At 45.1% G+C, this 15315-nt stretch carries 12 protein-coding genes; 7 read left to right on the forward strand and 5 right to left on the reverse strand.

Features of this window, described 5'->3' with window-relative positions:
* Positions 1-105: 105 nt before the first annotated feature.
* The 5 genes from L1D55_RS09590 to L1D55_RS09610 all read right to left on the reverse strand — a co-directional run bounded on the left by L1D55_RS09590 (position 106) and on the right by L1D55_RS09610 (position 4087).
* On the reverse strand, positions 106-1053 hold the full coding sequence (locus tag L1D55_RS09590; protein ID WP_239917267.1) for a conjugal transfer protein TraF: 948 nt from the start codon (positions 1051-1053) through the stop codon (positions 106-108).
* A 3-nt stretch (positions 1054-1056) separates the two neighbouring features.
* Positions 1057-1602: a hypothetical protein gene (locus L1D55_RS09595; protein WP_239917268.1), complete on the reverse strand. Its 546-nt coding sequence runs from the start codon at positions 1600-1602 to the stop codon at positions 1057-1059.
* Between the two features lie 34 nt (positions 1603-1636).
* Entirely contained in the window at positions 1637-2266 is a 630-nt protein-coding gene (locus L1D55_RS09600; RefSeq protein ID WP_239917269.1) for a hypothetical protein, read from the reverse strand.
* A gap of 276 nt (positions 2267-2542) precedes the next feature.
* On the reverse strand, positions 2543-3037 hold the full coding sequence (locus L1D55_RS09605; protein ID WP_239917270.1) for a hypothetical protein: 495 nt from the start codon (positions 3035-3037) through the stop codon (positions 2543-2545).
* 3 nt (positions 3038-3040) lie between these two features.
* The gene (locus tag L1D55_RS09610) at positions 3041-4087 is read right to left on the reverse strand and encodes a ParM/StbA family protein (RefSeq protein WP_239917271.1); all 1047 of its coding nucleotides are present in this window, start codon (positions 4085-4087) and stop codon (positions 3041-3043) included.
* Positions 4088-6969: 2882 nt separating this feature from the next.
* Here L1D55_RS09610 and L1D55_RS09615 point away from each other — a divergent pair.
* The 7 genes from L1D55_RS09615 to L1D55_RS09645 are packed head-to-tail and all read left to right on the forward strand — an operon-like array spanning position 6970 to position 15190.
* Positions 6970-7779 (forward strand): hypothetical protein, encoded by an 810-nt coding sequence (locus L1D55_RS09615; RefSeq protein ID WP_239917272.1) that lies wholly within the window; start codon positions 6970-6972, stop codon positions 7777-7779.
* An 11-nt stretch (positions 7780-7790) separates the two neighbouring features.
* Positions 7791-8585, forward strand: a complete 795-nt coding sequence (locus tag L1D55_RS09620) for a hypothetical protein (protein ID WP_081230202.1) — start codon at positions 7791-7793, stop codon at positions 8583-8585.
* A complete protein-coding gene (mobH, locus tag L1D55_RS09625) occupies positions 8585-10987 on the forward strand; it encodes a MobH family relaxase (protein WP_239917273.1) in 2403 nt (800 codons plus the stop codon). Before L1D55_RS09620 ends, mobH begins: the two co-directional genes overlap by 1 nt.
* The gene (gene traD, locus L1D55_RS09630; protein ID WP_239917274.1) at positions 10980-12893 is read left to right on the forward strand and encodes a conjugative transfer system coupling protein TraD; all 1914 of its coding nucleotides are present in this window, start codon (positions 10980-10982) and stop codon (positions 12891-12893) included. The genes mobH and traD overlap by 8 nt, the downstream gene beginning before the upstream one ends.
* Before the next feature lie 9 nt (positions 12894-12902).
* On the forward strand, positions 12903-13529 hold the full coding sequence (locus tag L1D55_RS09635; RefSeq protein ID WP_239917275.1) for a hypothetical protein: 627 nt from the start codon (positions 12903-12905) through the stop codon (positions 13527-13529).
* The gene (locus L1D55_RS09640) at positions 13519-14202 is read left to right on the forward strand and encodes a DUF4400 domain-containing protein (protein WP_239917276.1); all 684 of its coding nucleotides are present in this window, start codon (positions 13519-13521) and stop codon (positions 14200-14202) included. The genes L1D55_RS09635 and L1D55_RS09640 overlap by 11 nt, the downstream gene beginning before the upstream one ends.
* Positions 14203-14224: 22 nt before the next feature.
* Positions 14225-15190, forward strand: coding sequence for a S49 family peptidase (locus L1D55_RS09645; RefSeq protein WP_239917277.1), 966 nt, complete (start codon positions 14225-14227; stop codon positions 15188-15190).
* Positions 15191-15315: the final 125 nt, after the last annotated feature.

The following is a 15315-nucleotide window of genomic DNA, read 5'->3' on the forward strand; positions in this document are numbered from 1 at the left end:
ACAAAAAATTCAAATAAGGAGCCTTTTTTCGGTAATTAACGTGAAACTGATATAAAAAAGCCTGCTCATTAACTAATGAACAGGCTCCAATTAACCGCGATAAAGCTAGTAACCTTGCTGTGCTTTGAGGTTCGATTCTAAGATTTCAACTAGATAGTTTGCGTCTGTTAAGGCTCTTTCTTCATCAATATCTTCAAATCGTGTAATTTGCTGTAGTGACTCAACTGCCGACGCGTCGTTAAATTGTTCTTCTGAAATCACATTGGCTGTCTTTGCCTGAATAAGAACCAATCTTACGATTTCACTCTCAGTCACAATACCTTGTGAAATGGGCGCTACAAACTCACCGGAATTACCAACTAAAAACAAAGCTGGCACTCTTTGAACGCCTAGCTCTTTATATTTCTGCTTGGTATCCGGTTGATACTCAGGAAACATACCATTTCCCATTGGCGCTAAATCGATGCTGATCGCATTTACATTAAAGCCATATTTGCTCATGAGGCGTTGGACAATTGGTGCTTGGCGTTTACAGTAATCACAAGTGCTCTCAAAAAAGAACCATAACCCTGCTTGTTTTGCTACTTCTTGTACCACTTCTTGTTCTGCACGATTCTTAGCTTCATTCTTAGCATTAAGAGCAAAACTCGATGTTGGCCTTGCTTGTGTTTCATCAAGAAGAGGGTTGTTGATGACATCTTTCATCCACGCTTCCCTAAAAGCAGTCGCCTTGTCCATAATCACACGTTGCATGTATCGGGCTCGTTGGATGTTATCCGGACTAGGATCATTAATCGCTTCACCAACAAACTCCATAAAGTGCGCTCGTATCCATTTCGTCGACATAGGTTCAGGACCAGATTTTGTTGCACTTGGAGGGGCTATAGGGACTGGTGGAGGCTCGGGCTTTTTGGGTTCTTCTGGTTCAGGCTCCCCATAAAAGTGCCAACCTTGAGCGGCACTTTTATCATTGACGAAATTTGCATCTGCCGTCGCGGTAGCTACAAATGTAAGGGCGCATAACATCGAAAAGCCTAGATAGTTCGATTTCATAATCTATACCTCAGCGGCTTTGGCTTTACGACGATTTCTCGCTCTTTCTGCACGACAATGAGCACAACCAGTACCAGGTCTTTCAGTGTGGCCAATATATTTTGTCCCACACTGACATTTGAAAATGTGAATCGTACCGTCACCGATACGATGAAGGAGTTGAACAAATCGATTGAAATTCACGTAAGCACGTATGTCTTCACTCGATTCATCAAATACTCTTGCATAAGCATCAAGCATCTTGTCGATATTGTCTTGAAGCGGCAATTTAACTGATGGGTCATTGGACAGGATTGAATAATAAGCCCAAAGCTTATTCGAGATGGAAAACGCTTCCGGTACTTGATGAAGAAAGCTCGCATCTTTACCCATTCTTGATTTTTTAAAGTCTGTCTGCATTCGGCCAAGCTCATGTTGAGCAGACTTAGGCACTGAACCTAAAAGGTCTTTAATTGTGGCTGCGTTTGCACCAAAGCGTACAAGATCGAGTGCTCGCGTCTCCAATTTCAGCGCCATTTGAGACGCTGTGGATAATTGTATCTCGGACATATGACTATCCTTTCAAATTGTGAACAGACTGAATTTAGATCATATCGGTCAAGGTACGCATACGAATGCGCTCTACGCCGACATTGTGACTTTGAAATTCATGAGTCTCTAAGGCATTCAACATCTCAGTTTCAGTACCTTCGTGAAATACGAAAGGATTGATACCGGCAGATGTGAACCTGACAATTTGAAACAACTCAAAACTAGCAAACTTAATGATTTCTTGTTGAGTTGCCATTAGCTCAATCATGGCAGAATGCGGATCTGTTTGAGCGAGGTTGTGCATCGCGAGAATTAGAGATTGGCACTGAAAACTCACCTCATCAGTAGAAGGTGTAGATTCAGAAGTGACATTGAGATAAGCGTTCAATCGTGTTCGATAGTTTTCAAACTGGCCTGTTTCAATTGCGGTGTTGAGAACCGATAAACCTGTTTGGTTAGTGCAGCCAGAACGTAATGGGGCAAGGGTAAAGATATGATGCTGCGTTTCTACAAACTTCTCTAGAGTATCGGGCTCGATGCTTATAAATCGATCTACGTCGATGTTAGTCAGAAAGTTAATTGGAGCGGAGCATTCTCTGTTAGTTAAAACAGATTGGTGTGCAGCTAACAATATGCGAGCGGAAATTGCACGCACGGCTGCCATGTGGCCTAGACGTTTCATAAGTAAATCTTCCATGCTTATACGCGGTTTGAGCGATCCCAACATTGACCTTTCAAACACCTTACTAAGCTCACCACGAGCGTTGTTAGGTTGCGTTTACAGTATTGACGTTGTGTTCATTTATACAAAATTACGAATTCCATAATACGCAATTTGTTTTACTGACCTTTTGGATTATTGCATAGATGTATAAAATCTCAACAATGATTGAAAAAAAATATACACATTCTCAATATTAAGTCTTGACTTATTGAAAAATGCGCCGTGCAAAAAAAATCAACTAATTAATCCGCTTGAAGTCAAGTTATCAACCAGTTCCGTAGATACCAAATCTGCAGGGTCTGTCTGTGGTGATTTAGCTTCAGGTATCTGTGGAGAGTTCTGTGAAGAACCGTGTTCGTTGTTGGTGTTCACGTTACCCAAAAATCGATTAATAATTGCTTCACCGGATTGGTGATATAACAGCCCCAATTGAAAAAGAATCGGTAGTAACCAACTTCGGTTTTCACAATGATTCAATTCGCTCAACAAAACTGGGAAATCACGTTTAGATATTCTAAATCGCTCATTAACCTTCTCGCCGTTGAACGGCATTGTCAGCTCAACTTGTGATGATATCTTTTCCCAGTTCGACTCGTGCAATCGCTTAATCACTGCGCCTTTGTTTAGTATTCGCCGCAACATGATGCGCTTAAACTTAGGACTATCGGGGACCTCGATAGCTCCCCTTTCCACCCAAGTCGACAGGTTAACATCGATACTATTACTCATAAGCTACGCAACCTTGTTTGAATTAACACCCGCGATTTGTCTAGCTAACTCAGCAAAACCAAGGCATACAGCAACTTCATGTTTCTCGACTAACTTCACAGTATGTCTCGGAAATGCACGTTCTAGTGCTCTCGCGAAATCTGGAGCTGGACCACCAGACACAATAAACTCTTGTATGTCTGATGCTTCACCAAGCATGTTAGTAAGTAAATCGACTGCTTCATTGCACAAACTGTCAATCAGCGGCAAGCAGTCAAAGACATCATTAGCGACAGGGAAGTCATACGTTTCGGCAAATATTTCGAGCTTTTTCGTGTTGAATGCTTTGTCTACCAACTCTGTGCTGATGGACGTACCCAAAACCTCAGACAGGTAGGTGCTCAGGCTTCTGAGAATTTTCCCCTGACCTAGTTCGAATGCCTTTGTACGTTCTTCGTCGATTGTAAGCCCCGTAGAAGTCAAGAAGTCGGTTGTTCCATAACCTGGATCAACAGTTACTCTCGCACGGTTCCCAAGCGCCTCCATAATCCCGCAGTTCATTTTCATTGCTTCAGACTTTGCATGATAAGTAAGTGCGCCAAGTGGCTGCGGCAATACATGTGCCTGTTTTACACGGATCACTCGCCCATCCACATGATGTTCACCAATCATAAAATTGAGTAGTTCATCTTTACGATCCAGCTGGTTTAATGGAAGACCAGCCACCAGCAAGTCAATGCAATCCGTTTTTAATAGACTTAAGCCACCGATAAACAGCGCCTTGTAAGCCGGACTTGAGATATAACGTTTATTAAGAAGTCTTTCGTTGGCGTCAGTTGCTTTAGACAAAACTCCCGGCCCCACTTCATAACTACTTCCGTCAATGTTGACTAAAACCGTATTTCGCTGAGTTGTGCCAAACGATTCCAGTCGCTTCAGCTCTGTAGGATTCACCTTTACAGCTCTTGATGGGAAGCAATGGTAATAACAGTGATCGCCTGTTATTTCAGATGCAACGCAGGTGGTTCCAAATCCTACATCTATCGCTGCAACTTCCAGTTGTTTGTTCATAATCAATCACTCCGATCATTTGTCTTGATGTCAAACCTAGTGATACACAAAAATTGATGATGGTTTAGCAATTAGTGAGGGTATTTTTCATGTTTATTGTTAGTTGTTGAAAAATATCGTGCATGAATCGAATAAAATTGTATTGCGTATGAGGTAAATCGAGATGCTTGGGAAATATTGATAAACACCGTAATAAATCGGTTAAGGAATGACATTTGTAGAAACAATTGACAAAAATTGCATAACATCGTTTCTATTTTGGTGGGATTGGGAATTGTATGGGAAAATTTGCGCGTTCTTGAAAGCAATTAGCCAGAAATCGAAAATCGTTACTCAAAAGAACGTCCATCAACCGACATACACATTTTGAGCGGTACTGATAATCCTTATTTTCAATGACGCGCCTTAACGAAAGTAATCTAGTTCTGATCTTCACTGCTAATCAACCACTATGAAACGATAGTTCGTTTCAGAATTTGGCATCACTGTCCCTACATATATCAATGGTGGTATCAAAATTCGATTAAAATTGAACCTCCGAAAACATTTGCACCTGCTAATAAACTGGATGTCTGACCCCCCCCTCAATATATGTAGGGAATTTGAAAATAAGGATTTTATGAGTGTGGTGGTCATATCTCCTACATATACATGGGGTGGTATCAAAAAGACGAAAAAGTGACTGGTGACAAGGAAAATTCACGCAAAAATGCGGCCTTTAGTCATATATCAGTGGTGGTGTACCACCCTCCGTATAGTAGTATTATAAAGGGGGAGCTAAAAAAAGGCTCCCGCCAAGGGAGAGGTCGCTGGCGCATGGCAATTTAGAAAAGATCCTGCCCGAGAGTTAATCATTGACCGTGACACCCTAAGAATCAGAATCCGACCCTGCCCGAGCATCAATCATTGACCGTGACACCCTAAGAATCAGAATCCGACCCTGCCCGAGCATCAATCATTGACCGTGACACCCTAAAAATCGGAATCGACCCTACCCGAGCATCAATCATTGACCGTGACACCCTAAGAATCGGAATCGACCCTGCCCGAGCATCATTCATTGACCGTGACACCCTAAGAAACGAAATCGACCTTGCCCGAGCATCTTTCATCGACCGTGACATCCCATGAATATGATTCGACCCAGCCCGAGAGTGAATCAATGACCACTTGGCTAACCGTAAAGAGTCTAACCAAGACATTGAAATCCAATCCTGAGCGGTACAGCCCTTCTTAAAAACAAAAAATAAATATAAATATCCCAAAATCATCTCAAGCCGATCGGTACTACCCAAGATTGAGTCGTTGCCCGAGACGGTTCAATTTCACGGGATGACAATGAATATGAATTAATTACTAAACAATCTAGAAAATGGTGTTCAAGCCAATTTTCATTGACGGATTTTCAGCTCACGATGACCAGCGGATTCTCGGGTGAAAGACCGGCGCTGGTGCCGCGTCATGCCATCCCGTTTCAGTGCGAGACATGCGGAATTAATTCCCACGCCAGAGCGAGCGGCTGGGTGCTGGTCATCGGCAGGTTCCAAGGCAGGGAGCTGGTGGCAGGTCATAACGTCCAGTGTCGGTCACAGATATTGAACTTGGATATTAGTTACCAGCGAGCCCCGGTCCGTGCATTCATCTCCAGCAGGTTCTCGGGTGATAAACCGACGCTGGTGCCGTGTCATAACATCCCGTGTCAGTGCGAGACACGGGGAAATGATACTTACGCCGGAGCGAGTGCCTGGGTACTGGTCAACCGCCGAGTCCCAGGCGAGGAGTTGGTGCCGGGTTTACCACATTCAGCGTCAGGCAATGACATTGAGGTTCAGTTTTTGATACCAGCGTCGCCTGTTGACCAGCAGGCACTCGGGTGAAAAACCGGCGCTGGTGCCGGGACACATCATCCGGTGTCAGTGCAAGACATGGGATTCGTTACCCACGCCGGAGTGAGCACCTGGGTAATGGTCATCCGCCGGTTCCCAGTCGAGGAGCTGGTGCCGGGTTTACTGCATTCAGTGTCGAGCAATGACATTGAGTTTCAGTTTTTTTATCAGCGAGCCCCGGAGATACTTGTGACCAGCAGGTTCTCGGGTGATAACCGAGGCTCTTGCCTGATTAAAAAGCCTAAGAGTACATTCGGCCCAGAAATGTTCGTCTCCCAGTGCCTGTCCAAGAGGTAGATAACGTCGAGGTGCTGATGACCAGCAGAAAACTGAGCGCCGGTGGCTGGCTCGCAACTGAAATGTCATTCAAAGATGTGGGAATCGAAATCTACGCCGGAGCGAACACCAGGGCGCTGGCCAGCCGAGGGGCTGGTGCCAGGTTTTATTGCATTCAGTGTCAGGCAATGACATTGAGTTTGATAATTTTCATACCAGCGAGCCCAGGTGATACTCGTAACCAGTAGGTTCTCGGGTGATAAACCGGCGCTAGTGCCGGGACACATCATCCCGTGTCAGTGCAAGACATGGGAATCGACATCTGCGCCGGAACAAATTCTGGGGTGCTGGTTATCCGCCAGTTCACAGCCGAGGAGCTGGTGGAAAGTCATTAGTTCCAATGTCATTCAGAGAAATTGAGTTGAGCGACTGCACGAGCTCGAATCGTTAGTCACCAGCTGAATTCCACGAACGCTGGTTATGTCTAGTCCCCCTTCCCTGTCGTAGCGAGACAAAGCGTTAGGCTAAACAAATTCAAAATCGTGGCTACGACATTCATGATTGAACCATTGTTCATACCAAAGTAAACACCCGCAGACCTGCCCTATTCGGAAAGCAATTCTGAAATCTATTAGCGAAAATTCGTCCCTTATTTGAAAAAACGTCGATTTAATTCATGCAGTATCAACCAATACCCCATTTGGGAAGGAGACAGGTTTTATGCATGAACAGACGGATGTCCTTGACGTTCTAACAGCCGAACTTGATGTTCTTACTGAGGACATTGAGGCTGATGTTCAGGTTAAAAAAGACGATATCCATGCAGATTTAAAATTGGGTTTGATCACCAAGAACCTAAAACGTAATGCAATGGAACTGAAGGCGGTCTATGCCGAAGCCGGTGAACTTATAGCCGAAATGGAAGACTTAGCTGACAAGTATTACCGAAAACCTCAGCTCGAACAGAACCATAAAATTATCAAAGACAATTCTTACCATCGTAGAAGCACGTTCGCCAATACAGGCCATGTACTGATTGGGACTAAGTATTACACCAAAGACAGAGACGGTTGGGAGATGGTGATGTGTTTTGAACTTCGAATGCGTGACATGAGCCGCTTAAACAAAACAACAAAAAAGAAGGCGTATCACTTTGATCCCGATAAGAAGATTCCGAATTCAGAGAAATACTATGAAATTCCTAAGTTCGCGACGAAGTACGAGAACAAGTCAGAGAACAAGATTCCCTACAAAGTGCTGACCCACCCTTTTTCCAAATCACAATGTAAAAAATACATGAGGGATTGGGAATTAAAGCTGTTCCTAACATTTAAGCAAATTATCAGTCCACCCACACGACGTTACCTCGGATTAAGGGAGCGCTATAAAACGCTTCGAGAGGAACGACGCGTATTACTCAGCATTTTCATTGCAGATAGAGGGCTCCCACTAAGCAGGGAATACAACCGAAAAATAGGCGAGCTAGAAAAGGTCATCGCTGACCATTACCCAGAACTCATCAATCTCTAAGGAGAATCACCATGGCTGAATTTAAGCAAATGCGACGCCACATCCCCGTTTCAATCGTGTGTCGAAGCGAGACAATGTACCGCTACTTAGGTCAAAAAGGCGGTCAATTGGTTGGCGCAACACAACGAATTGCGACGCTGTACGAGTCCACCGAAGACAACGATGAAAACCGTGATGCGGTAGTGTCTATCTTTGAAACCAACTTTGAACATTTGGAAGAAGGTCAAGGTGAGTTTGCAAGACAGGCTGATGCAGTAAAGCGTAAATACCGCAAACAAAATCGCAATGTACCTTTTCCTGAAATCGAAGTACCAGATAACCACAAAGTCGTCATCGATGTGACCCACCCTGTCTTCCAACGCGTGTTGCAGGTCATTCGAAAATTCGACAACTCGATGGCGGTCATGGAAGTACTTTGGATGGTAGGCGATGTCGACGAAGAACGTTACAAGTACGCGAAAATCAAACTCGCTTCTACGATGTCACGCTTCTCTAACGACGTGTTCCGTATTACCAACCAACTTCGCTCGCTAGACACTGGACGTGGCACAACACACCAACGCGTTAATCAGCAAATCAATCAAAAGTTGAAACCAGTAGAGGTGGTTGAAGAGGTCACCGATGAGCAGCCAGATAACGTGTCGGCTCCATTGAATGAAGCTGAAACTGAGCAAGAAGCAGAACCGGTGGATATTCATGCTGGTGGCGCTGAGATATTAGGCGAAGACGAAGACCCACTGAGTGCGGAAGAAATTCAAGCCGTAATAACTCAAAAATCCGATGAGTCACTACAGGAATCAGCTTAATGCGAATGTTTGATGGCGTCAGATCAAAATTAACTCAAAGTGCAATTATCGTAAAAGAGAAATTGCGCTTGAAAACTGGTGAGCTACATGAGGAGTTCGCCAGTGAAACTATTTTGAAGCAGCAGCAGGAGATCACTCGCTTGCAGAAAGAAGTCGCAAGCATGATCAAATACCCGCCGACGCCAGATGGTGTCCCTGTCTTAACGGAGGGGGACATTTTATTCGCTTATAGAGGCATTATTAAGGAAACCTTCCTTGCCGTAGGCATGCTCGAAGGTACAGATAAAAGCCTGACTCCATGCTTTATGAACACGTACATGCATGCGATCCGTTCTGTGATTTCATTTTTCCACCTACTGCCTGCTAGTGAGTACCATCATCACAATGAAGTTGGCGGCCTACTTCGTCATTCATTAGATGTTGCCTTAATGACCTTAAGAATGTCGAAGGGCTCTCGACCTTTGGCTATCGGATTCCAAGATGAGGAGATGCTACGAGAACCGCGATGGCGCTTTGCCGCATGGTTGACAGGTTTGTTGCATGATGCAGGGAAAGTCATTTCTGACATGAGGATTTCGGGGAAAGAGCTGGATACCACTTGGAACCCACAAATTGAAACCATTTACGAATTCAGTAAAAAGTACGGTATTGACCGCTACACCGTTAGCTGGAATCCACGCCGTGCTAACCATTACCATGAGAAGCTGTCAGTGCTGTTATTAGACAGAGTACTGAGTGACACAGCAAAGCGCTGGTTATATCAATCTAACGATAACCTTTCAGGCCCAATCATTGACGCGCTGCAGAACTATGCCCGTAAGGAAGGGTATATCGAGAAACCATTGCGCCGTGCCGATGCGCTCAGTGCCGAACGAGATCGTAGAACCCAATTCCACAAACTCATCGGACAGCGTAAAGCCGGTAAGAGTCACGGCATTATCTCGGCCATCCGAGATTTACGAAAAAACCGTTGGAACAAAGTCAATGAAATCGGTGCTCGCATGTATGTCATTGATGGGGAGGTATACCTCGATTACCGAAATGGCGTGCAAGACATCATCAGCCACATGAACGCTAATTCTAGCAACTCGGGTCACCTAGCCAGAATTGAATCGAACATTGGTATCGTGGTTCAGGAGATGGAAGAGCTAGGTATTGTGGAGCCGATGCATGAAGAGTCAGACTTTGTGAGGCTCACATTTACAGCGAAGCAAGGGAAGATGCGACAAGTGGATATCGTTCGTATCAGTTATCCAGATTTGGTCTTCGAAGGTGAATTACGCCCACCTAACCTTAAAGACTGTTACATCGAATTTTCTAGCATGGGTGAACGCTTAACAATCGACGCCAAAGGCAGCTTGGATTATACCGAGCCAAAAGATAACCCATTTCAGACCCTTTATAACTTGGACCCAGAACAAGGCTCCCAAGTAAATCGTAATAAAGCTCGTTCGTTGAATTTGCCGGGGCTACCAAAACCACCTGAAGAACTCATGCAAGCTGCCGAAAATCAATCTCCGACAACGACCCCGCAGCAGATCAATGCACCAGCACCGGCCAATACGATCAACAATGGGAAGCCAGCAACAGCGACACCTGCTCAGAAAAACGTTCCTGCACAGAAACCAGCACCCAAACCTCAAGCAACGAAAAAGCCAGCGACGAAAAAAGCAGCGACTAAGGCGAACACCACAAATGCAAACTCACCGTCAAAGACAAGTGGGCCAACAATCGTGTTCGAAAATGAAACAAATCAGTCAGTGGAAGAAAACAATGCGGCACCTAGTGTATGGGATGGCATGAACATCAACGCAGCTGACGACAAACCGGTTCAGGCACCGTCGTCCAAACCTCTAGCCACCGCAGCTAAAGGGCGTAAGTCCCAAACACAAAAAGCACCGCAAAGAGCTTCCGCTTTAAAAAATGTGTCTGATAAAGACCTAAGAACCCTATGTTATGTGATGGCATGGGCGCTATCCAATGGTAAGACCGATGGTGATTCCATTGTCAGCTACAGCTCAAGAAATGCAATCTACGCGCACAAAACGTGGGTTCTTTGTCTTGTAGAGATGACCAACATGGAAATGAATACGACGGCCTTTTTTGACCGCTTCGGAGATGACATAGAGCCAGGGAAAATATTGGGTATTGACGCGACAGAGCACATCAAGTTGGACAGCAGTTGCGTCAAAGCCTTCGCAGAACTGTTCGGTGTGGGCGAAAAACTGTTCTTAGATCAAATTAAAAATTTCAATGACTATGGTAGGCCAGAGCGGATGGATAACCTCGATTTCTTTGCAGGAAAGCTCACCATTAACAGCGAGCAAGAGAAGTTAATTTTAGATTCAAACCTCGCCAAAGAATTGAACTTAATTGCTAATGGAGTCGCTTCTGATGTTTAAGTCAAACACAAAACCCCTGTATGACGATATTCAAGACTACTTCCGTGAAGTGTTTGAGATACAACAAGCTCGCGCATGGCTGGCTTCGGGTGCTTTTTTCAGTGTCGCTGGTGGATATCAAGCATTGTACAACCTATTCACTGAGACACCGGCTCCCGATACGGTGATGCTGACAGGGTTAGGTATGGCCACCAGCTTTGTCATGGCCGCCAAACGATCTTCTGAAGCATGGCCAATTCTAAAGATGCAGGCTCGATTGTGTTCAAACAAACTGGATATAGAGTCTTTGGAAGACACTCGAAAGAAGGCAGAGAAATACAAAGACCGTATGTACTTAGGGACCGGCTTTAATTGGGGGCCTGAGCACGCCATCAATATGTATAAAATCAATGCCCTCCCTTCTGCACGCCGCGACCAAAAAGTGCCTTTATATTTAAGGAAGTTTATCCCCTATAACCCTGATCTGAACGAAGCATTAGGTGGGGAGCCATTCCTCATGGCCTTGGGCAACGAGAAAGATGTGACTGTGCATTATGATGTAGGCCGCGCACACACAATCATCTACGGCGTTCCAGGCTCAGGCAAAACAACATTGTTGAAGTTAATCGCATTAAACAAACTATGGTCAAAGCGAAAATGCTTGCTCATCGTCATCGACCCCAAAAATACGCCGGAAATGCGAAATGGGTTGAAAGCAGAGATGGAGCGTCAGGGTAAAGGGGACCAGTTCTACTATTTTGCCCCCGCACGGCCATCTGAGTCTGTCGTTGTTGATTGCCTAGCCAACTATAACCGAACATCGGAACTGGCAACCCGTGTCGTTGAATGTATTCCAACGGGCGGCTCTTCTGGGGAAGTCTTTAAACAATTCTGTTGGGAACGTGTAAACCAAATTACTCAGGCAGCGGAATACATCGGTGAACGACTCACACTTCGTACCCTTCATTACTACCTGCGTGAAGGTCTAGTTCGTCTCGTAGAGAAAACGTGTGAAACGTACTTCAGTCAAGAAATAGGTGTGGACTGGAAAGCCCAAATGAACGGTCGCATCAAGGCCATGGGATCGCAAGACTGGCTTGAAAACATGATCATGTATTATTCCGATGTCATGGCCAAAGACAAACCTTGCTCTCAACTTTCAGGGATCATTGACGCCTTCCATAAAAAATCATCTGAAGTGAGCACCAAAACTGGCTCATTGAATGCAATTCTGGAACAACTTTGCTCGGCGCCTCTAGATACATTGTTGTCCCCTGATTTAAATAATTTATCGGACAACCAACCGAACGTCGTCAATTTACGCGAGTTATCAAACACAGGTGGAGTGCTGTACTGCGCCACAGACGGTTTAACAGACCCAGTGATTTCAGGCACCTTATCGAAGCTTGTGTCGGCAGCTGCAGCGGCATCGTCAGCTGAACGTTATAACTTTGGTACAGGAGAAGAGCCAGAGGTTTGCTTTATGGTTGATGAAGCCCATAACGCGCTTAATGATCCAATACTAAATTTACTCGCCGTCGGTCGACAATCCAAATACGAACTGTACTTAAGTACCCAGTCCATGCCCGACATCGTAGAAAAAACCTCGCAAGCGACCGCCGATAGGATAACCGAGCTGTGTGCCAATACCATCGCCATGCGATGTGAAGGCAAAGTAACTCGTGAATATGTATCAGAAAAGATGGGGGCTGCCGATCTAAGAAAGCATCAAAAGATGATTTCAAACAGCGCCTCAACACAAGACTCCGTCTCTTCATTCAATTCAGGTTCTGGTGTACGTGAGTCATCAGAAGAGCGCAGTTTATTTCCACCGTTCATGGTATCGGCCTTACCCAATTTGCAAGCTATATGCAGCTTCTCAAATGGAAATAAAACCCTACTCCGCCTGCCTGTAGAGCCACGTTAAGGAAAGATTATGAAAGTATCGACCAAATTCAAAAAAATTACTGCCAGCGTTTATCTGAATCGAACGATCGATAAAGAGTTGAGCGAGCGATTGAATTATCAAGCGTTTATTTGGCCGTCTCTTGGTGAGGTTCAAATGCGAGTAGTGAGGTTATTCGGTGACGTTGTGCCAGCTTCTTTCAATGAAGGAGAAGAACAACTCTTACTTGATGTGGTATTGCGAGAGATGGCCGACACATGGGATGAGCATTATGAGAAGCACGGTAAAGAAGTCGCCTTCAAGCACATCTTTGTGAAAGTGTTTGACCGAACCTCCGAACTGTTCAAAGTCATGGTCACGTCAGAAGACACAAAGTCAGGCTGCGACCTAATCTGGGACCCGATTCGCTGTTCATTTTCAGACTTTGCTACGTCCAGCCGCGTATGTTGCATGGAAGTCATTGACAGAAAACTAACCTCAGAGAGCGAGAAACATTGTCGCCAACTGAGCCTGTTACTGCTCCCTCAACTCTTCGGTCGTCCTGAACTCAATACAATGGGTATCGCTCCCTACGCCTTCGAAGATCCTCGCTCGGTGAATTTGTTAGACCTGTTACTCAAACCTGAAAAGATATTGGAGGCTGCTCATGGCGCATGATACCCAATCTTTTATCGACGAAGGTAACAAAGCCTTACTCGGTGATGGTGTCACAATACTAAACCCGTGGGTAAGGTTAGGGTTTATGATCTGGTTCTTCTCTTTGTTGTATTGCTGGTTTGGTATGTCAGCAGAGCAATTTAGAGCCGACGTCATCGATGAGGTGTCCATTGTCCAGTCGACAATGACCGAAGAGCAATCAGAAATAGTGTTCGACCGTGTAAACGGTCAATACCAGACGACGATGGTCGATACGGGCATCTCCAACGTCATTGATAGATTTTATATTAAACCTAAAAAAACCAATGGGTCCGGGGTGTTTATCGCAGGTATCTCAGAGCGGCTGGTTGATAACACAAAGATGTGGTGGTATCGCAGCATACTTCGCCTGAACGTACTCATGGAATGGCTTCTTTTAGGTGGGGTGCTTATCTTCGCGTTCATGAGTGATTCTTACTACGAATATCGTAAGCGAATCTACGCCTTTAAACAGCACAACGTGAAAATAGCGGCCATGGCCTTTCGCATGATATTCATCATTCTCTTTTCACTGTGGGTATTCCTTGTTGTCCCCATCATTGATGGCGAGTTCTGGCGATATTTACCCCTATTTTTCATTGGTTTATGCATCCTGTTAACCACCACTATCATGCGTGAATTCCAACGCTTTTAAACAGACATAGGTAATCAATCACATGCGGATATTTAAAAAGAAGAATCAAGAACCAAAGTCATTGAGAGAAAGCCTCAAAGAGTTTACGCTGCGATACCGGTCTATTCACAACCTAAATCGTATTAAGGTCGGTTTCATTGTTTTTGGTGTGTTGTTCGCGGTCGGTCAAACCATATATCGAAGCCACTATTTCAACATGCCGGTTCCTCACATAGCGCTCATACAACTGGAGGGAGCTGTAGAGAGAGGCAGTCCGACAGCTGATGGAACTATCCTGTCAGAAAGCATAAGAAAAGCCATGAAAGATCCATTGGCTCATGCCATTTTGATTGAAGCGAATTCACCGGGTGGTAGCCCAGTGCAGGCCGAGATATTACATAGGACGTTAATTTCCATGAGAGAAACCACCAATAAGCCGGTCTATTTTTCGATAGGTGAAATGTGTGCGTCGGCTTGTTTATACATCAGCTCCTCGGCAGACAAAGTGTATGCCCATAAAAACTCGTTGATCGGCAGTGTCGGCGTCAGAATGGATACCTGGGGATTCGACAAACTGATTCAACAACTTCAAGTTCAAAGACGGACATACACAGCGGGTAAAAACAAAGCCTTGCTAGACCCGTTTTTACCCGAGAACCCTGAAGCAACAGAGCACATAGAGTCACATGTCCTCCAGCCATTATTTGAGGAGTTCAAAGGGGCGTTAATTGAAGGTCGTGGCGAGAAATTGGAAACGGACAACCCGGACATCTTCACTGGCTACATTTGGACAGGTTCAGAGGCCGTTGAAATCGGATTTGCCGACGACATTCAAACGCATTTCGAGATCCGTGAAAGTCTGCGTGATGAGTACCAAGTGACGGACATACAGAACTATACCAAGCCTAAGTTCAGCATGATGAAACTCCTGAGTTCCGATTTCTGGGCCGAGGTGTTAGCGAAAACCGCCATGAAGTTAAACTCAGGCAGCGAGATGGAGCTTAGATAGACAACTGGAGTGTTCGTTGTTCAATGAAAGACAGCCAACACTCCGCCTCTACTGCCAAGGTGGTGCAAGAACGTCGGTTCGCCGCTGGTGGAGGGATGGCAAAAATAAACGTCGCCCGTATACGA

The sequence above is a fragment of the Vibrio sp. Isolate22 genome (genome assembly GCF_022398115.1).
GTDB lineage: Bacteria > Pseudomonadota > Gammaproteobacteria > Enterobacterales > Vibrionaceae > Vibrio.